Origin of the sequence: Pseudomonas sp. TH41, from assembly GCF_016650695.1 — a bacterium.
GTDB lineage: Bacteria > Pseudomonadota > Gammaproteobacteria > Pseudomonadales > Pseudomonadaceae > Aquipseudomonas.
Window position 1 is genome coordinate 939,601 of the sequence record NZ_JAEKFH010000005.1, and the last position, 19,143, is coordinate 958,743.

At 59.0% G+C, this 19,143-nt stretch carries 18 protein-coding genes; 12 read left to right on the forward strand and 6 right to left on the reverse strand.

The genetic code is table 11. The annotated features are described in order from the left end of the window. The first annotated feature begins 493 nt into the window (after positions 1-493). The 3 genes from JFU37_RS22735 to JFU37_RS22745 all read left to right on the forward strand — a co-directional run bounded on the left by JFU37_RS22735 (position 494) and on the right by JFU37_RS22745 (position 5,578). Positions 494-1,852 (forward strand): TolC family outer membrane protein, encoded by a 1,359-nt coding sequence (locus tag JFU37_RS22735; RefSeq protein ID WP_201119057.1) that lies wholly within the window; start codon positions 494-496, stop codon positions 1,850-1,852. 177 nt (positions 1,853-2,029) lie between these two features. Then, positions 2,030-4,189 (forward strand): type I secretion system permease/ATPase, encoded by a 2,160-nt coding sequence (locus JFU37_RS22740; protein WP_201119059.1) that lies wholly within the window; start codon positions 2,030-2,032, stop codon positions 4,187-4,189. Between the two features lie 9 nt (positions 4,190-4,198). Continuing rightward, on the forward strand, positions 4,199-5,578 hold the full coding sequence (locus JFU37_RS22745; protein ID WP_201119062.1) for an HlyD family type I secretion periplasmic adaptor subunit: 1,380 nt from the start codon (positions 4,199-4,201) through the stop codon (positions 5,576-5,578). 139 nt (positions 5,579-5,717) lie between these two features. On the opposite strand, the gene JFU37_RS22750 is transcribed toward JFU37_RS22745, so the two are convergent. Beyond that, positions 5,718-6,314 (reverse strand): tRNA-uridine aminocarboxypropyltransferase, encoded by a 597-nt coding sequence (locus JFU37_RS22750; RefSeq protein ID WP_201119063.1) that lies wholly within the window; start codon positions 6,312-6,314, stop codon positions 5,718-5,720. Between the two features lie 14 nt (positions 6,315-6,328). Further along, the gene (locus tag JFU37_RS22755) at positions 6,329-7,225 is read right to left on the reverse strand and encodes a LysR family transcriptional regulator (RefSeq protein ID WP_201119066.1); all 897 of its coding nucleotides are present in this window, start codon (positions 7,223-7,225) and stop codon (positions 6,329-6,331) included. 353 nt (positions 7,226-7,578) lie between these two features. Between JFU37_RS22755 and speB the strand changes: the two genes are divergently transcribed. From speB to JFU37_RS22785, 6 genes are all read left to right on the forward strand, one after another. Next, entirely contained in the window at positions 7,579-8,529 is a 951-nt protein-coding gene (gene speB, locus JFU37_RS22760) for an agmatinase (protein ID WP_201119068.1), read from the forward strand. Positions 8,530-8,538: 9 nt separating this feature from the next. Continuing rightward, the gene (locus JFU37_RS22765; protein ID WP_201119070.1) at positions 8,539-8,961 is read left to right on the forward strand and encodes a YybH family protein; all 423 of its coding nucleotides are present in this window, start codon (positions 8,539-8,541) and stop codon (positions 8,959-8,961) included. Between the two features lie 55 nt (positions 8,962-9,016). Then, positions 9,017-10,528 carry a purine-cytosine permease family protein gene (locus tag JFU37_RS22770; RefSeq protein WP_201119072.1) on the forward strand — a complete coding sequence of 504 codons (1,512 nt, stop codon included), beginning with the start codon at positions 9,017-9,019 and terminating at the stop codon, positions 10,526-10,528. 164 nt (positions 10,529-10,692) lie between these two features. Further along, positions 10,693-12,072 (forward strand): sodium:solute symporter, encoded by a 1,380-nt coding sequence (locus JFU37_RS22775; RefSeq protein WP_201119074.1) that lies wholly within the window; start codon positions 10,693-10,695, stop codon positions 12,070-12,072. 85 nt (positions 12,073-12,157) lie between these two features. Continuing rightward, positions 12,158-12,883, forward strand: coding sequence for an MBL fold metallo-hydrolase (locus JFU37_RS22780; protein ID WP_201119077.1), 726 nt, complete (start codon positions 12,158-12,160; stop codon positions 12,881-12,883). Between the two features lie 55 nt (positions 12,884-12,938). Beyond that, entirely contained in the window at positions 12,939-13,190 is a 252-nt protein-coding gene (locus tag JFU37_RS22785; RefSeq protein WP_201119079.1) for an acyl carrier protein, read from the forward strand. 110 nt (positions 13,191-13,300) lie between these two features. Here the strand turns inward: JFU37_RS22785 and JFU37_RS31050 are convergent, their stop codons facing one another. Next, positions 13,301-13,429, reverse strand: coding sequence for a PA1414 family protein (locus JFU37_RS31050; protein ID WP_007914492.1), 129 nt, complete (start codon positions 13,427-13,429; stop codon positions 13,301-13,303). A gap of 139 nt (positions 13,430-13,568) precedes the next feature. Continuing rightward, complete coding sequence (gene ptrR, locus JFU37_RS22790; RefSeq protein WP_201119081.1) at positions 13,569-14,462, reverse strand: putrescine utilization regulator PtrR; 894 nt, start codon at positions 14,460-14,462, stop codon at positions 13,569-13,571. Between the two features lie 103 nt (positions 14,463-14,565). On the opposite strand from ptrR, the gene JFU37_RS22795 reads away from it, so the two are divergent. Continuing rightward, positions 14,566-15,747: an MFS transporter gene (locus JFU37_RS22795; RefSeq protein WP_201119083.1), complete on the forward strand. Its 1,182-nt coding sequence runs from the start codon at positions 14,566-14,568 to the stop codon at positions 15,745-15,747. Here the strand turns inward: JFU37_RS22795 and JFU37_RS22800 are convergent. Next, positions 15,692-16,624, reverse strand: a complete 933-nt coding sequence (locus JFU37_RS22800) for an EamA family transporter (protein WP_201119085.1) — start codon at positions 16,622-16,624, stop codon at positions 15,692-15,694. The two genes, JFU37_RS22795 and JFU37_RS22800, sit on opposite strands and share 56 nt — an antisense overlap. A 165-nt stretch (positions 16,625-16,789) precedes the next feature. Then, positions 16,790-17,626, reverse strand: a complete 837-nt coding sequence (locus JFU37_RS22805; RefSeq protein ID WP_157710135.1) for a CvfB family protein — start codon at positions 17,624-17,626, stop codon at positions 16,790-16,792. A 352-nt stretch (positions 17,627-17,978) separates the two neighbouring features. Here JFU37_RS22805 and JFU37_RS22810 point away from each other — a divergent pair, with 352 nt between their 5' ends. Both JFU37_RS22810 and JFU37_RS22815 read left to right on the forward strand, forming a co-directional pair. Continuing rightward, on the forward strand, positions 17,979-18,167 hold the full coding sequence (locus tag JFU37_RS22810; protein WP_017337097.1) for a hypothetical protein: 189 nt from the start codon (positions 17,979-17,981) through the stop codon (positions 18,165-18,167). Between the two features lie 211 nt (positions 18,168-18,378). Further along, complete coding sequence (locus tag JFU37_RS22815; RefSeq protein WP_201119087.1) at positions 18,379-19,095, forward strand: TorF family putative porin; 717 nt, start codon at positions 18,379-18,381, stop codon at positions 19,093-19,095. Positions 19,096-19,143 lie beyond the last annotated feature (48 nt).

Consider the following 19,143-nt stretch of genomic DNA (forward strand, 5'->3'; position numbering starts at 1 on the left):
GTGGTTTCTTGAAGTAAACCGCAGCCCCGGCGACGTCCTCGCCAAGCGTGTCACTCGCGGACTGCTTGTCCTGTACGGGATAAAACCCTATGCAATCAATGGCATCGGGATCCACTTCCAAAACAACGTGCCCTGCAAGCAATGCGTAACGGTTCTGAAGCACCACAGTGACAGAAAACCGTCACTCAAAACCCGTTCCGCGTCCCTCCCCTCCAGCACTTCTCCGCCCTATGTCGATAAGTGTATGGAACTTTCCTCAAGCCCCCAGGAGCTCCCTAAGGCTCATAAATCAAGGGCTTTCGAATTGAACAATGTGCTGGAAATTGTAGAGCGCATAAGTTTTTTTTGAAATAAGCTTATGAGAAATAGTTCTTAGCTTCTCGCTAGAATGTTCTTAGCTCTGTTGTTACAAGCTTGAAACGGTTTTACCTATAAATGCCGTCAAATAATTGGCGACTAATAAGGCACTATTAGGACTCAGGGAGATACACCCATGCGCCATTTAACCCCCCTATGCAGCGCGATTCTGCTGGCGATGGCCTGTGCTTCTCAGGCTCAAGCCATGTCCTTGACAGAGGCAATCCAAAGCACCATCGCGACGCACCCGGAGCTGGCGTCGCGCGTGGACAGCCGTCTCTCGGCTGATGAGGACGTGAAAGTCGCCAAGGGGGGCTTTTATCCGTCGGTTGATCTCACTGGCGCCTACGGGCGCGGGTACAGCGATAACACCAACACCCGCGCCTTTGGTAAACACCACACCGAAATCCTGACCTACACCCAATCGGAATTGCGCCTGCGGCAGATGCTCTTCGATGGTTTCAATACCGCCAACGAAGTCGAACGCACCAAAGGCGTGGTCAACTCCCGGGCCTATTACGCTCAGGGCACCGCTCAGGATCTGGCCCTGCGCACCATCGAGGTCTACCTCGAAGTGCTCAAGCGTCGCGAGCTCGTGACCCTGGCCAAGAACAACCTGCAAGCCCACATGCGAGTCAATGACCAGATCGGCCTGCGTACCCAGCGCGGTATCGGCAGCAACGCCGACGCCGATCAGTCGGTTGCTCGCCGGGCACTGGCGGAGAACAACCTCGACACCGCCGAAGTCGATCTGGCCGACGCCGAGTCGAATTTCTACGCCGTCGTGGGGCGCCTGCCCGATGAACTCGAAACACCGCCTTCGACCCGCGGCGAATTGCCCGCCTCCCTGCAAGAAGCCCAGCAGAGCATGGTGGAAAACAATCCGTACCTGAAATCCGCCCAGGCTGATGTGCAATCGGCCGAGAGCCAGTACGAAGTCGCCAAGTCGCCGTTCTACCCGCGTTTCGACGCCGAAGCCGCGGTGGGGGCGAACAACAACGTGCAGGGTGATGAAGGCCACGACAATGAATGGCGGGTCGGCATCGTGATGAACTACAACCTGTTTCGCGGCGGCAGCGACAAGGCACGCCTGGCCTCCGATGCGCACCTGATCAACCAGGCGATGGACATCCGCAACAACGCCCTGCGCCAGCTCAACGAGAACATCCACCTGGCCTGGAACGCCATGGTCAATGCGAAAAAACAAACCCCGACCGCCCGCGAATATGCGGAGACCAGCAAACGCGTAAGGATGGCGTATCAGGATCAGTTCGGCCTTGGCCAACGAACCCTTCTCGACCTGCTGGACAGTGAAAACGAGCTCTATAACGCCAACCGCCGCTACACCGAAGTGCAATACACCGAGGAATATTCGATGTACCGCGTGCTGGCAAACATGGGACAGTTGCTGAGCAAACAACGGGTCGTGCTGCCCGCCGATGCGATCGCCCAGGCCGAAGTGAAAAACCAGGCCCGTTTGCCTGAACTCAAATGAAGTAACCCTGTAGGAGCTGCCGAAGGCTGCGATCTTTTGATCTTTTGATCTTTTGATCTGTGGCTTTGTGGCGGTGATGAGGGCGCCAAAGATCAAAAGATCGCAGCCTTCGGCAGCTCCTACAACAAGTAGAGGTGTATCGATGCCAATTGCCGCAGCGCAACGGGAGCGACCAATGTGACCAGCATGGAAACCGGCAACATCGGTGTTGATCCGCGCCTGAGCTTCGATGACCCGCTTCTGGACGGTCTGTTGATTCTCTGCAAACTCCACGGCGCGACGGTCAGTCGTGCCAGCCTGAGTGCCGGCCTGCCCCTGAACAAACAACGTTTGAGCCTGGACCTGTTGCCGCGCGCAGCGGCCCGTGCCAACTTGCAGGCGCGATTGCTGCGCCGTGAGCTGACGGACATTTCCGCCCTCAACCTGCCCGTGTTGCTGATCCTCAACAACGGTCGAACCGCCGTGCTGCGACGTTTTGGCGATGACGACCAGTTGCTGATTCTGCCCAGCGAAGCCGATGGCGGCGAACAATGGGTCAGCCGTGCAGAGTTGGCCGAAAGCTACAGCGGCCAGGCCTTGTTCGCCCGGCCGCGCCACGAGCTCGAAGACTTGCGCTCGCCGCTGGTGCCCCGTGTAGAGGCCTGGTTTCGCGACACCCTGAAGCTGTCGAAATGGCTGTATGGCGATGCGATCCTGGCGAGTTTTTTGATCAACCTGCTGGGGTTGATGGTGCCGCTGTTCGTGATGCAGACCTACGACCGGGTGGTGCCGAACCAGGCCACATCGACCTTGTGGGTGTTGTCCATCGGCTTGCTGATTGGCACCGGGTTCGAACTGGCGCTGCGGGTCGTCCGCGCGCACTTGCTGGACACTGCCGGGAAGAAGACCGATGTCATCCTTTCCGCGACGTTGTTCGAACGCATCACCGGCATGGCCATGAAAGCACGGCCGGCAACCATCGGCGGTTTTGCCCAGAGCATTCACGACTTCCAGGGCCTGCGCGAATTCCTCACCGCCGTGACCCTCACCAGCCTGATCGACCTGCCCTTCGCCGTACTGATGCTGGTGGTGATCGGTCTGCTCGGCGGATGGCTGGTGGTGATTCCGCTGTTGGCGTTTCCGATTACGATTATCTTTGCGATGGTGATTCAGGTTCGCCTGCGCGACACCGTGCAGAAAAGCCTCAGCCTCGGTGCCGAACGCCAGGCCCTGCTGATCGAAACCCTCGGTGGCCTGGAAACCCTCAAGGCGTGCAGCGCTGAAAGCGAACGTCAGCACAAATGGGAGAGCACCCACGGCGCGCTCACCCGCCTCGACAGCCACGCGCGCAACCTCTCGGCGCTGGCCACCAACGGCACGCTATTCATTCAGCAATTTTCGGGCATGGCGACCATTGTTGCCGGGGTCTACAGCATCATCGCCGGTAATCTCAGCGTCGGTGCCCTGGTGGCGACTTACATGCTCGGCAGCCGCGTGCTCGCGCCGTTGGGGCAGATTGCCGGGCTGATCACCCGCTATCAGCAAGCGCAACTGACCATGAAAAGCACCGATGCCTTGATGGGGTTGCCGCAAGAGCGCGACGCCAGACAACGGCCACTGGAGCGTACACAACTGCAAGGCGCGCTGGACGTCAGCGGCGTGACTTTCCACTACAACGGCCAGAGCGCGCCGGCGCTGGCCAATGTCAGCTTCAGCGTAAAACCCGGCGAACGGATCGGCATTATCGGTCGCAGCGGCTCGGGCAAAAGCACCTTGGCGCGACTGGTGATGGGTTTCTATGCACCGGAAGAAGGTCAGCTGTTGCTCGATGGCCTGGACCTGCGCCAGCTCGATGTCGCCGACCTGCGCCAGCAGATCGGTTACGTCGCCCACGACCTGCCACTGCTGGCCGGTAGCCTGCGCGACAACCTGACCCTCGGCGCACGCTACATCAGCGATTCGCGGATGCTCGAAGTGGCGGAACTGACCGGTGTCACCGAGCTGGCCCGTCAACACCCGCAAGGTTTTGATCGGCCCGTCGGTGAGCGCGGACAATTGCTCTCCGGCGGTCAACGTCAGGCCGTATTGCTGGCCCGGGCCTTGTTGCTGGACCCGCCCATCCTGCTGCTCGACGAACCGACCAGCGCCATGGACAACAGCAGCGAAGACGTTCTGCGGCAAAAACTCCAGAGCTGGGTCCAGGGCAAAACCGTGCTGCTGGTCACTCACCGTACGTCGATGCTCAGCCTGGTGGATCGGCTGGTGGTGCTGGACAATGGACGGATCGTCGCCGACGGTCCAAAAGAAGCGGTCATCGATGCATTGCGCAAGGGCCGGGTCGGCTCTGCGGCTGTCTAGGAGCTACCCATGGCCCGTTCATCATCCGACGCGTCGCAGTCTAATTCGAAGCAACGGGGCTATTTCGGCAGTTTCAGCAAAAGCGCCGAAAGCGAGTTCATGCCGGAAACCGCCGGTGCGGCGTTGCAGGATTCCCCGCGCTGGTCGCGGATCACCGTGTGGCTCGCTGCCGGGCTGATTATCAGCGCGTTGGTCTGGGCCAAGTTCGCCGTGCTGCAGGAAGTCACCATGGGTGAAGGCAAGGCGATTCCGTCGAGCAAGGTTCAGGTGATCCAGAACCTGGAGGGCGGCATTGTCACCGAAATCTTCGTGCGCGAAGGGCAAATGGTGAACAAGGGCGATACGTTGCTGCGCCTGGATGACACGCGTTTCCTGTCGAACAAGGGCGAAAGCGAGGCAGATCGTTATGCGCTGACGGCGCAGGTCGAACGCTTGTCGGCCGAGGCAGAGGGGCGCCCCTTCAACCTCTCGACTGAAGTCATCGCCAAAGCCCCGCAAGTGGCTGAAGACGAACGCTCGCTGTACGAGCAACGGCAGCGTCGACTCGCCAGTGAGCAGCGCACACTGAGTGAACAACTTCGGCAAAAAACCCAGGAACTGGCAGAGTTCCGTTCCAAACAAGGTCAATTCAGTTCCAGCCTGGCGTTATTGCAGCAGGAGATGAACATGTCCGCGCCGCTGGTGGGCACCGGGGCCGTTTCACCGGTGGAAATCCTGCGACTCAAGCGCAGTGCCGTGGAGATTCGCGGCTCGTTGAACGCCACGACGCTGGCGATTCCCCGGGCGGAATCAGCGATCAACGAGATCAAAAGCAAGATTGACGAGTCCGAACAATCCTTCCGCTCGGACGCGGCGAAAGAGCTGAACGAGAAACGCACCGACCTGTCGAAAATCACCGCATCGAGCATCGCCATCGACGACCGCGTGACTCGCACCACGGTGGTCTCGCCAGTGCACGGCATTATCAAGGTGCTCAAGGTCAACACCATCGGCGGCGTGGTTCAACCAGGCAGCGACATGGTGGAAATCGTGCCCCTGGAAGACAATTTGCTGATCGAGGCCAAGGTGCGGCCACAGGATGTGGCGTTCTTGCATCCGGGGCAGAAAGCGATGGTCAAGTTCAGTGCTTACGACTACACGATTTATGGCGGGTTGAGTGCCAAGCTTGAGTTGATTGGGGCGGACACGATTACCGACGACAAGGGCAACAGCTTTTACCTGATTCAGGTTCGCACTGATAAAAATCACTTGGGCGGTGATGTGAAACCGTTGCTGATCATTCCAGGGATGGTGGCGACCGTAGATATCATCACAGGCGAAAAAAGTGTGTTGGATTACCTGTTGAAACCGGTGCTGAAAGCCCGGACCGAGGCGATGCGCGAAAGGTAGTTTCTGTCTGGAGTTGGCTTTGATTGTTCCACCGCTTTCGCGAGCAAGCCCGCTCCCACATTCGACCGAGTTACTCCAGGAGAATGGCGATCAAATGTGGGAGCGGGCTTGCTCGCGAAGGGTCCGTGACAGGCAACGATCATTTCGGCCCATGATTACGCTGGTAGATCTCCTCCCCCATCGCCGCAATCTGCCCTTCGATCAACGCCTCGAAGGGTTTTAGCAACGGCTCAAAGGTCGTTGGTTCTTCCAGCGTCTCCAACGCCTGAACAATCGCTTCCACCGTCGACAACGCACCCGGTCCGGGCGCCTTACGCAATCGATAACGCGACACCGCGCCCTCGGCCAGCGTCACTCTGGGCAACGCTGCCAGCAGCGGATTAAGGTGCAGCATTTTGCGCGCCTTGCGCCAGGTGCCGTCCGGAACCACCAGCAGCAAGGGCTCATCGGTGGCGGCATAGACCTGCAACGGGAGCGCCTCATCGGCCGGAAACAACAGCCGCGCCTGATAGCCCGGCTGATTCAACAGCGCCGGCAGCTCCTCGAACACTTCGCCAACCACCAACTCGGCATTTTTCAACCCCAAGACCGCCAACCGCGCGGTGTTCAGCGCATGGCTCACTTCGCTCGGATGCTGCAACAACAACACCCGGGTGCGACTGTCGAGGCTCGGTATCAGTGGGCACAGGCAATGGGATTGCGGGCGCAGACACCGGGAACATTGAATTCGGGACATCGCTTCCTTTTCCTTTAAGCCGCCTGATTCAGTTGTGCTTTAAGCAGGTCGCGGAAGGTCTGGATCAGCGGTTCGCGACTGCGGCCACGGCGCACGATCATCGAAAACGGCGCTTGATAACCGAAGGTCGCCGGCAGTAGCACCCGCAAATCGCCCTTGTCCGCCCAGGCTTGAGCGTAGTGCTCCGGCAGGTAACCGATGTAGGCACCGGATAGCACCAGAATCAACTGCGCCTCCATACTTTCCACCGTCGCGGCGCTGTGCTTGAAACCGTGCCGTGCCAGTTCGGCCTGACTCCAGTAACCACGGCCCACCATGCGCTGCTGGGTGATGACTTGCTCGGGAATGCGCCGCTCGGTGAACAACGGATGGCGACTGCTGCAATACAGCCAGTGTTGTTCGCGGTACAGCGGCATGTAGACCAGACCGCTCATGCGTGTGGAAAACGCCCCGATGGCCAGGTCGAGGCGATTGTCCTGCACGCCGAGTTGCAGTTCGTAAGGGCTCATGACCGACAAGTGCAAATGCACGGCCGGGTGCTCCTGGCTGTAGGCACCGATGGCCTCGGCGAACGGCAGGGCCTTGTCGCTGACGGTGGAGTCGATCACGCCCAGGTTCAGCGTGCCGCGTAACTCGCCCTTGAGGGCGGCGGCGTATTGCTCGAAGCCTTCGAGCTCACCCAACAGGCGCAAGGTCTCCTGATGGAACAACTCGCCCTTGCTGGTCAGGCTGAAACCGCCCCGGCCACGATGACAGAGCACCAGGCCGAGGGCGGCTTCGAGCTGGCTCATGTAGGTGCTGATCGCCGAGGTCGAGAGGTTGAGCTCTTGCTGGGCGCTGGCGAACCCCTGATGGCGAACTACGCTGACGAAGATGCGCAATAGTTTCAGGTCGGGTAAAGCGTTGGCCATTGGGGTCTCCAAACACCAGTCGAATTTCAGTCCTGTGGCGAGGGGATTTATCCCCGTTGGGTGGCGAAGCCGCCCCCTAAGCCTCAAATGTGCTGTATCGGACACAGCGCGGGTAATGGATTACGACTGCTGCGCAGCCGAACGGGGATAAATCCCCTCGCCACAGATATCCTGCGAATACTGGAAGAGTCTATCTCCGTCCTCGCCATTAGTTTAGAAAAATCTGAACTAAGTATTTGCCCGTAGCGATTCTTCCCGGCCACTACATTTCGCAGAATCGGCGTCAACGGTACCCGTGTCTCTCCGACCGGTGTAACCGACACAAATAAAACAACGACGATGAGGCCCTACCTGTGGACAAGATTCTTCACCAACCACTGGGCGGCAATGAAATGCCGCGCTTCGGCGGCATCGCCACCATGATGCGACTCCCCCATTTGCCAACCGCTGCCGGCCTGGATGCTGCCTTTATTGGCGTTCCGCTCGACATCGGCACCTCGCTGCGTCCGGGCACCCGTTTCGGGCCTCGTGAAATCCGCGCTGAATCCGTGATGATTCGCCCGTACAACATGGCCACCGGCGCCGCCCCGTTCGACTCGCTGTCGGTTGCCGACATCGGCGACGTGGCGATCAACACGTTCAACCTGCTGGATGCCGTACGGATCATCGAAGAATCCTACGACAAGATCCTCGACCACGATGTGATCCCGCTTACTTTGGGCGGCGACCACACCATCACCCTGCCAATCCTGCGTGCCATTCATAAGAAGCACGGCAAGGTCGGCCTGGTGCACATCGATGCTCACGCTGATGTGAACGATCACATGTTCGGCGAGAAAATCGCCCACGGCACCACGTTCCGTCGCGCTGTCGAAGAAGGTCTTCTGGACCCGGACCGCGTTGTGCAAATCGGTCTGCGCGCCCAGGGCTACACCGCTGACGACTTCAACTGGAGCCGCAATCAGGGTTTCCGTGTGGTTCAGGCCGAAGAGTGCTGGCACAAATCCCTGGCTCCATTGATGGCTGAAGTTCGCGAGAAAGTCGGTGGCGGTCCGGTGTACCTGAGTTTCGACATCGACGGCATCGACCCTGCCTGGGCGCCAGGCACCGGCACCCCGGAAATCGGCGGTCTGACGACCATTCAGGCGATTGAAATCGTTCGCGGCTGCCAAGGCCTCGACCTGGTCGGCTGCGATCTGGTAGAAGTCTCGCCCGCTTACGACACCACCGGCAACACCTCGCTGCTGGCCGCCAACCTGCTGTATGAAATGCTCTGCGTACTGCCTGGCGTGGTCCACCGCTAAGGATCCGCCATGCACGAACGTGATCAGGTACTGCAAGCTGCCGCCGATCTGGTGGCAGCCTTCGCCCGTAACGATCGCGAAGCCTACTTCGGCGCCTTCAGCGCCGATGCGAGCTTCGTGTTCTACACCCTCGAACAACCCCTGCTGTCGCGCGATGCCTATCAGGCGTTGTGGGACACCTGGCGTTCGGAGGATGGCTTCGAAGTGCTTTCGTGCACATCAAGCAACGCCTTCGTCAGCCTGCAGGGTGACGTGGCGATTTTCATTCATGACGTAGCCACCGAGCTGCGCATGCAAGGGGAGCAACACTTCAGCCAGGAGCGCGAGACGATTGTTTTCAGAAAACAAGCGTCTGGCCACGAACAACAAGGCCTATGGCTGGCCTGCCACGAACATTTGTCCGCCATGCCGGAAGGGCTGCCAACCCCTTAGCCCAAACAGGTGACGCTCACGCACGATGAGCGCGCCTTTATGATCGGAGCTGATCATGAATAACAACAACAACGACCAAAGCCTTACGCAAATTGAAACCTACGGGGTCGAGCAGATCCCGGACAGCGAACGTACCGCGGGCCCGACGGATTTGTTCCGGATGATCTTCGGTGGTTCCAACACCTTTGCCACTGCCGTGCTCGGCAGCTTCCCGGTTCTGTTCGGCCTGTCTTTTCAGGCCGGCGTATGGGCGATTGTGCTCGGTGTACTGCTGGGTTCGTTGATCCTCGCGCCAATGGGCTTGTTCGGCCCGATCAATGGCACCAATAACGCCGTGTCTTCCGGTGCGCACTTCGGCGTGCACGGACGGATCGTCGGTTCGTTTCTGTCGCTGTTGACCGCTATCGCCTTCTTCTCGCTCTCGGTGTGGAGTTCGGGTGATGCGCTGATCGGGGGTGCCAAACGCCTGATCGGTCTTCCGGAAACCGACCTGACCCTGGGCCTGGCCTACGGTCTGTTCGCGATCCTGGTACTGACCGTTTGCATCTATGGTTTCCGCTTTCTGCTGTGGGTCAACAAGATCGCAGTGTGGAGCGCCAGCCTGCTGTTCCTGCTGGGTATCTTCGCCTTCGCCGGTCCTTTCGATGTGAACTACGCCGGCACCGTCAGCATGGGGCAACCCGGTTTCTGGGCCGCCTTCATCGGCGCGGCACTGGTCGCGATGAGTAACCCGATTTCTTTCGGTGCGTTCCTCGGTGACTGGTCGCGTTACATCCCGCGTGACACCTCCAAACGCCGGATCATGGCCGCGGTGGTGATCTCTCAGATCGCAACCTTCATCCCGTTCCTGTTCGGCCTCGCCACTGCCACGATCGTAGCGATCAAGGCACCCGACTACATCGCGGCCAACAACTATGTGGGCGGCCTGCTGGCGGTCTCGCCGAGCTGGTTCTTCCTGCCGGTGTGCATGATCGCGGTGATCGGCGGCATGTCCACTGGCACCACCTCGCTCTATGGCACCGGGCTGGACATGTCCAGCGTGTTCCCTCGCGTGCTGTCGCGGGTCAAGGCAACGCTGCTGATCGGCGTGATGTCGATTGCCTTCATCTTCATCGGGCGCTTCGCGGCGAACCTGGTGCAGAGCGTGTCGACCTTCGCCGTACTGATCATCACCTGCACCACCCCGTGGATGGTGATCATGATCATCGGCCTGCTGGTACGTCGCGGCTTCTACTGCCCGGATGACCTGCAAGTGTTCACCCGCGGCGAGAAAGGTGGCCGTTACTGGTTCACCCACGGCTGGAACTGGCGTGGTCTGGGTGCCTGGATCCCGAGTGCCGCCGTGGGTTTGTGCTTTGTGAACCTGCCGGGGCAGTTCGTTGGACCACTGGGCGATCTGGCGGGTGGCATCGACATCAGCCTGCCGGTCACCCTGGGCCTGGCCTCGCTGGTGTACCTGGCGCTGCTGAGCCTGTTTCCGGAATCGCGGGAAGTGTTTGGTCCGGAGGATGTTCGCAGTCTCGGCGCCCACACCACGGCAAAGCCTGAACTACGTCAGCCCGCCTGACACTGATCCACCTGTGAGAGTGAGCCTGCTCGCGAAGACTGCGGCACATCCAATAGAGATGTGACCGACAGAACGCCTTCGCGAGCAGGCTCGCTCCCACAGTAAACCACCCTACAGAAACACCTTTGTTTCAGTATAAAAAAGACAATCGGAGACACGCCATCATGGCATTGGATTTATTCGTCGTACTCATCTACGCAGCCGCGATGCTGATGCTCGGCTACTACGGCATGCGCAAGGCCAAGACCAACGAAGACTTTTTGGTCGCCGGTCGTAACCTCGGCCCGAGCCTGTACATGGGCACCATGGCCGCCACCGTTCTGGGCGGCGCGTCCACCGTCGGCACCGTACGCTTGGGCTACGTCCATGGCATCTCCGGTTTCTGGCTCTGCGCGGCCCTCGGTTGCGGGATCGTGGCGCTGAACCTGTTCCTCGCCAAACCGCTGCTGAAACTGAAGATCTACACCGTTACCCAGGTCCTGGAAAAACGCTACAACCCGATGGCCCGCTCCGCGAGCGCGGTGATCATGCTGGCCTATGCGCTGATGATCGGCGTGGTCTCGATCCTGGCCATTGGCACCGTGCTGCAAGTGCTGTTCGGCCTGCCGTTCTGGCTGTCGGTATTGCTCGGCGGTGGCGTGGTGGTGATCTACTCGGCGATCGGCGGCATGTGGTCCCTGACCCTGACCGACATCGTCCAGTTCGTGATCAAGACCGTGGGCCTGATGTTCATCCTGTTGCCAATCTGCCTGTACCGCGTTGGTGGCTGGGATCAGTTGGTGTTGAAATTGCCGGCCACCGCCTTCAGCTTCACCACGATTGGCTGGGACACCATCATCACCTACTTCATGATCTACTTTTTCGGGATCCTGATCGGCCAGGACATCTGGCAGCGCGTGTTCACCGTCAAGAGCGCCAAGGTTGCTCAGGTCGCCGGTACATTCGCAGGCTTCTACTGCATCGTTTACGGCCTGGCCTGCGCCCTGATCGGCATGGCCGCTCATGTGCTGATCCCGGACCTGGACAACGTCAACAACGCCTTCGCCGCCATCGTCAAACTGTCCCTGCCTGACGGTATCCGTGGTCTGGTGATCGCTGCTGCCCTGGCAGCCATGATGTCCACCGCCAGCGCCGGCCTGCTCGCCGCTGCTACCACCCTGACCGAAGACCTGCTGCCGAAACTGCGTGGCGGTAAACAGTCGAGCCTGGGCATGAACCGCCTGTTCACCCTGTTGACCGGCATCGTCGTACTGGGCATCGCTCTGGTCGTGAATGACGTCATCAGCGCCCTGACCCTGGCCTACAACCTGCTAGTGGGCGGCATGCTGATCCCGCTGATCGGTGCCATTTTCTGGAAACGCGCAACCACCGCCGGTGCTATCGCCAGCATGGGCATGGGCTTTGCCACGGCGCTGGTGTTCATGTTCAAGGATGGTCTGGATGCCAACACCCCGATCTACTACAGCCTCGGCGTAGGCCTGGTGAGCTTCGTGCTGGTCAGCCTGATGTCCCGCCGCCCAGCGATGGTGGCGAGCGCCGCCTAAGCTGAATATAACGACTTGATGCTTTCTTCGGCGGGTGTGGCGTCGGTTGCCACACCCGTTTTTTTTCGCCTGAAGGAAACTGTTTATGAAAATCGTCAGCCGCGATCAGTGGTTTGAGGTGAAACAACTCAGCGACGGAATTCGCTTGATTCACGAGCCTTACATCCGTCCTTTCTATCGCTGCAATCTTTGGCACATTCAGGGCCGCGACAAAGATCTGCTGCTGGACAGCGGTTCAGGGCTGGTGAGCCTGCGCGAGCAACTGCCGTGGATCACCGAGCGGCCGCTGGTGGCGGTGGCCAGTCATTGCCATTTCGACCACATCGCCGGGCATCATGAGTTTCCTGAGCGCCTGGTGCATCCGGCCGAAGCGCAGATCCTTGCGGCACCGGATGGCGAGAACACCTTGTCCACAGCGTTTGTCGGCGACGAGATGTTCGAGGCACATCCTGACTGCCCGTTGTGCTACGCCGAATATCGGGTGAAAGCTGCACCGGCCACCGGGATGATTGAAGAAGGCGATGTGCTGGACCTGGGTAACCGTGTCCTGCAAGTACTGCACACACCGGGGCATTCACCGGGCGGCATCAGCCTGTACGAAGCGGCCACCGAGACCCTGTTCAGCGGCGACATCATTTACGACGGACCGCTGATTGAAGACGCCTACCACTCCAACCTCGACGATTACGCCCGCAGCCTGCAACGTTTGCGCGCGCTGCCGATCCGCACGGTGCATGGCGGGCATTTCGGGAGCTTTTCCGGGGAGCATTTGCGCACGATGATTGACCAGTGGCAGCGCCAGCACGGCTGAAGCCTGCTGTACTCAGGCGCAGGGACAACAACAATAACGCCCTCGAAGAACATCCATGAAAAGAGCTGCCGTTCGTGCCGCCGTGCATCGCTTTATCAGCCGCCTGCTGGAAAGTCAGGATGACTTCGACGACAACGCGAGCCTCGCGCAGTTGGGATTGGATAAAGAAGATATCGAAGAGCTGATCTTCCATCTGGAGGATGAGCTAGGGTTGACGGCGTTTACGGCGGAGGAAGACCGGATGCTCAAGACCGCCAGGACGGCGAATGACCTGAGCCGGTTTTTGCTGGAGATTGGACGTCATTAACCGCCAAGATCGCAGCCTGCGGCAGCTCCTACAGTGCACCCGCAATCGCAGCATTTGCACAACTCCCTGCAGGAGCTGCCGAAGGCTGCGATCTTTTGGGCGTTGACGCGTTACCGGCGGCGCTGCTGGCGTCGGCGTTGTTCGTCGTCAGTGCGAATAGGCACAGGTTGCAGAGGCGGTTCGATCAAACCGAGTGCGACACCCAGGTCGTGCAGCCAGTTTTGGATTTTCTCTTTCATGGTGCCCCCTTTTGGGTAGTGCCGAGCGACCGGAATTCTGTAGCCGCTTCGCACTGATAATAGTCCGAAGTCCTACTCAATGCTCGCCAAAATCCGCAATGATCTGTTACTGAATGGATCCGAATTCCTGACCGTTAGTTCAAGCAATCGCCTGAGTCTGAACCCCTGCGCCGGGATAGACCGCTTGTTGCTGTTCGATCCACGCATTCAGATTGGCCCCGACCATGCCTTTGCGCCACATCAGCCAGGTGGTGGCACTGGCAAACGGCTCAGCCAATGGATGCACGGCCACGCTTTCACGACCCGGCAGACTGGCGAGCATCGACTCCGACATCAGCGCCACACCCGAGCCGGCAATCACACAGGCGAGCATCCCCGGATAGGACTCAATCTCCATCGCGCGCCCCATGGCCACGTGATCGTGGGCAAACCAGGCTTCCAGGCGCATCCGGTAGGAACAACCCTGCCGAAAGGTGAACACCGACCGCCCCTCCACATCCAAAGCGCTGTGCACCGGCGGGTGATCGGCCTCGCTGATCAGCACCAGCCGTTCGTCGCACAATGGCACGCCATCGAGCCCGGCCAGTTCCAACGGGCCGTCCACCAATGCCGCGTCAAGCCGCCCGGAGAGCAAACCTTCCAGCAATTCGCCGCTGGGTCCGGACTGCACCTGCAGGTTCACCGCCGGGTAGGTGCGGTGATAGCGCGCCAACAGCCCTGGAAGGTGAATGGCGGCCGTGCTGTACATGGTGCCTAGCACGAAGTCGCCAGCCGGTTGCCCGCCCTGCACAGCCGCGCTGGCTTCGTCACGCAAGGCGAATAGCTTGGCGGTGTAGTCCAGCAGGACTTTTCCCGCAGGTGATAACTGCAAACGCTGACGTTCACGAACGAAGAGTTCTACACCGAGCTGCTCTTCAAGTTGTTTCAACCGCGTCGAGAGGTTCGACGGCACCCGATGCAACCGTTCGGCAGCACGCGTGATCGAGCCCTCCTGCGCCACTGCCTGGAAGATCCGCAACTGGCTGAATTCCACGATATTCTCCAAATAAGAACAAGTTACTCACTATTATTCATTTTTAAAGAAAGTCAATCAGTCCTAGCCTGACGGTCATTGATCCTTAGCTGGAACTCAGACCATGTCCCCTCTGATTAGATTACTCGCCAGTTTTATCGCCCTGATGATGGCCATGGGCATCGGGCGTTTCGCGCTCACGCCACAACTGCCGCACCTGCTCAGCGAAGGTCAGATCGACCTGACCGCCGCCGGCCTGATCGCTGCCGCCAACTACCTCGGCTACTTCGTCGGTGCCGTTGACGCAATGTTTTCCCGGCGCCCCGAGCAAGTCCGTTGGCGTTTGCTGGGTGGTTTGTGGCTCTGCGTGTTGCTGACCTTGGCATCGTTCTGGGCCAATGGCTTCTGGTCGCATCTGTTGCTGCGTTTCGGGACCGGGGTGGCCAGCGCCTGGGTGTTGGTGATGATCACTGCATTGAGCCAACCACTGGCCGCAGCGGCCGGTCGTCCGCGGCTGGGCGCCCTGGTATTTGCCGGGCCCGGTTTAGGGATTTTTCTGACAGGGCTGCTGGCCTTGGGCTCGAACCTGCTGGGTCAGACTTCCGCCACCTTGTGGCTGGTGTATGCCGGCGTCGGGCTGGTGATGCTGCTGGGGATTCTGCCGTTCCTGCCCCAATCTGCCCCGACTGCAGCTACCGCCCCCAGCGCCACGACTGCCGGCAATCAAGGCATTGCCCGTTTAGGCGTGATCTATGGGTTATACGGTTTGGGCTACATCATCCCGGCCACTTTTCTCTCGCAAATGGCCAACGCGCAGTTCCATGGTCAATGGCAGGCCGATCTGTTCTGGCCGTGCTTCGGGCTGGCATCGGCTATCGGCGTGGTGCTGGTCAGCCTGCGTCGACCACGCCCGAATGGCACTCGTCATTGGCTGATGGCAACGTTATGGCTGCAAGCCGCCGGCGTGTTCGCCTGCCTGTTGGGCAGCGGGCCGGGCCTGGCGTTAGGCGTGATCCTGTGTGGTACACCGTTCCTGGCTTGCATGCAGCTGGTGATGCAACGCTCCCGGGAGTTGGCGCCCCATAGCGCCCAGCGCAACGCGGGGTTGCTGACCGCATGCTTCGCCGTGGGCCAACTCACCGGACCGTTGCTGGCCGCCTTAAGTAGCCATTTCAGTGGAGGGTTGCAGCCAGCGTTGGTGTTCGCCGGCAGTGGTTTGCTCATCGCCGGCGGGTTGTCGCTGCGCCCGGTCAGTATTGCCCGAGGGCTTTGCGCAAACGACGGCGCACCCACTGCTCAGCGCTGACAAACGTGATGCCTAATAGCACCAGCACGGCACCGATGATGAAGTTGAGGCTCAGTGCTTCGCCCAGCAACACCACGCCGAATGTGACACCGAATAAGGGTGTCATGAATGAAAACACCGCCAGGTTCGATGCCAGATAGCGGCGCAGCAACCAGAACCAGGTCAGGTAACTGAAGAACGACACCACCAACCCCTGAAACAAGACACTGGCCACCGCAACGGTGGTCAGGCTGACGTGGGTGACCTGGCCACTTAGGATCGCGATCAACAACAGACCGACGAACCCCACAATCAATTGATAGAACAACGTCAGGGTCACCGGCGCTTCCGACAGGCGCGAAGCACGCACCACCACCGTGGTCGCGCCCCAAGCGGCACCGGCCAGTATGCCTAATGCATCGCCCATCAACATGCGGTGATCGAGGTTGTCCCAGGACACCCCACCGGCAAACGCGAAGGCGATTCCGACGAAGGCGAGGAAAATACCCAGCCATTGGACGGGCCTTAAACGTTCACTGGGCAACAACCAATGAACGCCCAACGCGGTGAAAATCGGTGCGGTGTAGAGGAACACCGACATGTGCGCGGCCGTGGTGAGCTGCAACCCTTCGGAAATGAAGAAGAACTCCAAGCCAAATAAAGCACCGGCCAATAATCCGCCACGCCAGGTGCGGCCGACCTGATCCCAACCGCCCTTCCAGCAGATCAGCAATCCTACGAGCAATGCGGAAATACCTGATCGCCCGGCGGCCTGCATGACAGGTGCAATGTCAGGCGCCGCCCACTTGATCATGACCTGTTGAACGCCCCAGATCAGGCACAAGCCAACCATCACTTGCAGAGCAAACCCATCGGCGTTACGCCGGGTGGCGCTCACCGGAACATCTCGACAATACAATCCATGGAAGTGACTCGACTCATACCCCAACCTCAATTCATTCCGTGTAGGAGCTGCCGCAGGCTGCGATCTTTTGATCTTGATGTTTAAGGGCAAGATCAAAAGATCGCAGCCTGCGGCAGCTCCTACGGGGGCGACGCGAGGTCAGCTTAGTTCAATGCGATCGGCATGAATGACGATCTGGCCGTTCTTGTACAACGCACCGATGGCTTTTTTGAAGTTGCCTTTGCTGACGCCAAACATACTGCTGATCACCGTCGGGTCACTCTTGTCGCTGACCGGCAGGCTGCCGTTGTTTTCGCGCAACTTGGCGAGAATCTTCGAGTTCAGGCTGGTGGCCGCTTCTTCACCCACAGGTTGCAGGCTCAAGCTGATTTTGCCGTCGGCACGGACTTCTTTGATAAAGCCCTTCTCTTCTTTACCGGCGCGCATGAACTTGAAGATTTCGTTCTTGTGAATCAGGCCCCAGTGCTTGTTGTTGATGATTGCCTTGAAGCCCATGTCCGTGGCTTCAGCCACCAGCAAGTCAACTTCCTGGCCGGGGGTGTAATTGGCCGGAGTCTTGTCCAGGTAGCGGTCCAGACGCGCCGTCGCAGTGATGCGGCGGGTGTGCTTGTCGAGGTAGACGTGCACCACGCAATACTCGCCGGCGGTCATCTGACGCTTTTCTTCGGAATACGGCAGCAACAGATCCTTCGGCAGGCCCCAATCCAGGAATACACCGATGCTGTTGACTTCAACGACTTTCAAACTGGCGAATTCACCGACTTGAACTTTCGGCTTTTCAGTAGTTGCGATGAGTTTGTCATCGCTGTCCAGATAAATAAAAACGTTGAGCCAGTCTTCATCTTCGCTGGGAATATCTTTGGGAATATAACGATTAGGCAGAAGGATTTCGCCATCTGCGCCACCGTCCAGATATAAACCGAAGTTAGTGTGTTTAACCACTTGCAAACTGTTGTAGCGCCCGACTAAAGCCATTTCCAATACCCTCATTGCGTGGGCGACATTCTACCCGGTTTTACGGGCGGTGTTCGGCGGCCAGCCCGGTGGCGGCAGAAATTCCTCTGAAGGCCTTAATTTTCCTGGGTTTTGTCCGCGAGCCCGCGGCCGCTCGTCAGACCGATCCGGCAACATTGGCCAGCACCGGTCGAACCGAATGCGCTTCTCCACAGCCAAGGTTCTTATTTAAAACAGCAGCTTAGCCAGACAATTCGAACAATTATTGGTGAATAATCAACAACCGGCCCCGGTTATTTCAGGGGGATATTTACCAAGCAATTGTCAAGTATTTCCTGTACGATGCCTGGCCAAGTTAATTTTCTACAGGTTAATGGCCGCCATGCGTGTAAAAGCATCCAACAGCAAAGCAAAGCCAGCTCCAGCCGTTGAAACCAGCGAATCGATCAACAACCAGATTGCTGCGTTCCTCAAATCCGGCGGCGAAATCCAGCAAATTGCCAAAGGCGTCAGCGGCCAGACATTCGGCCCGTCCAAGCAGATCACGCTCGGCAAGAAGTAACACCCTGCTTTAACTGGTCCCAAAGCGCTTTGAGCTTCGAAGCGCTTGGACTGGAACCCTCCCCCGCAACACTCTGCCAAACACATCAATATTCTAAATATCGACGAACGGCCTTCGATGCCGAGCATTCGCCGGTATGCTTGCACATGTCTAGATCAAGCGTTTCAGTAGATTCTCCGGTGCCTGCTGCGCGCTGCTCATGGAATGACGCATGCTCAAACCCTCATTTATATTGCTCGGCACCCTGCTGTCGTGTTCGGTCGCCCACGCGCAAATCTTTCAGCGTGAACTGGGTGACTTCGATCTCAAACTCGGCACCACGCCCAGCCGCAGCATGGCTCAGGGATTGGTCAAACCTGCCAGCACCGGCTCGTTCCACGGCGGGCTCGACCTGAGCCACGACAGCGGATTCTATGTGGGCCAATGGTCACCGAGCGCCGGGTTGAGTCCGGGAAACAACCTGGAAGTCGATTCCTACATGGGCTTCAAACAACCTTTCGATAATACCCTTGGCTACGAAGTCGGCATGATCCGCTACAGCTATCCGAAAGTGGACACTCTCGACAGCCAGGAGTTTTTCGGTGGCCTGACCGTGCTCGGCAGCCGTTTCGGCGCAGCCTTCAGCAACGACCCGGACAAACAGAACAGCACCGTGTTCGCCGACCTCGGCGGCAATCAACCGTTTGGCATCGGGATCAGCCTGAAATACACCACACACCAGCTCAATGCGCCGATGTCCGTCGACGGGGGATATGTCGGAAGTTTTACCGATTGGTCGGTGCAACTCTCGCGACCGTTCATGGGAATCGACCTGGACCTGATCTACAGTGATTCCAGCTTGAGTGGCAGCGACTGCTCTGCTTACTCCGGGCATAACAGCCAGTGCGACGGTCTGGTGACACTCAAGGCTGAACGTGCGTTTTATTGATGGGCTGAACTGCCGGGTTCATCCCGCGTTCACATGAGAACCTACGCT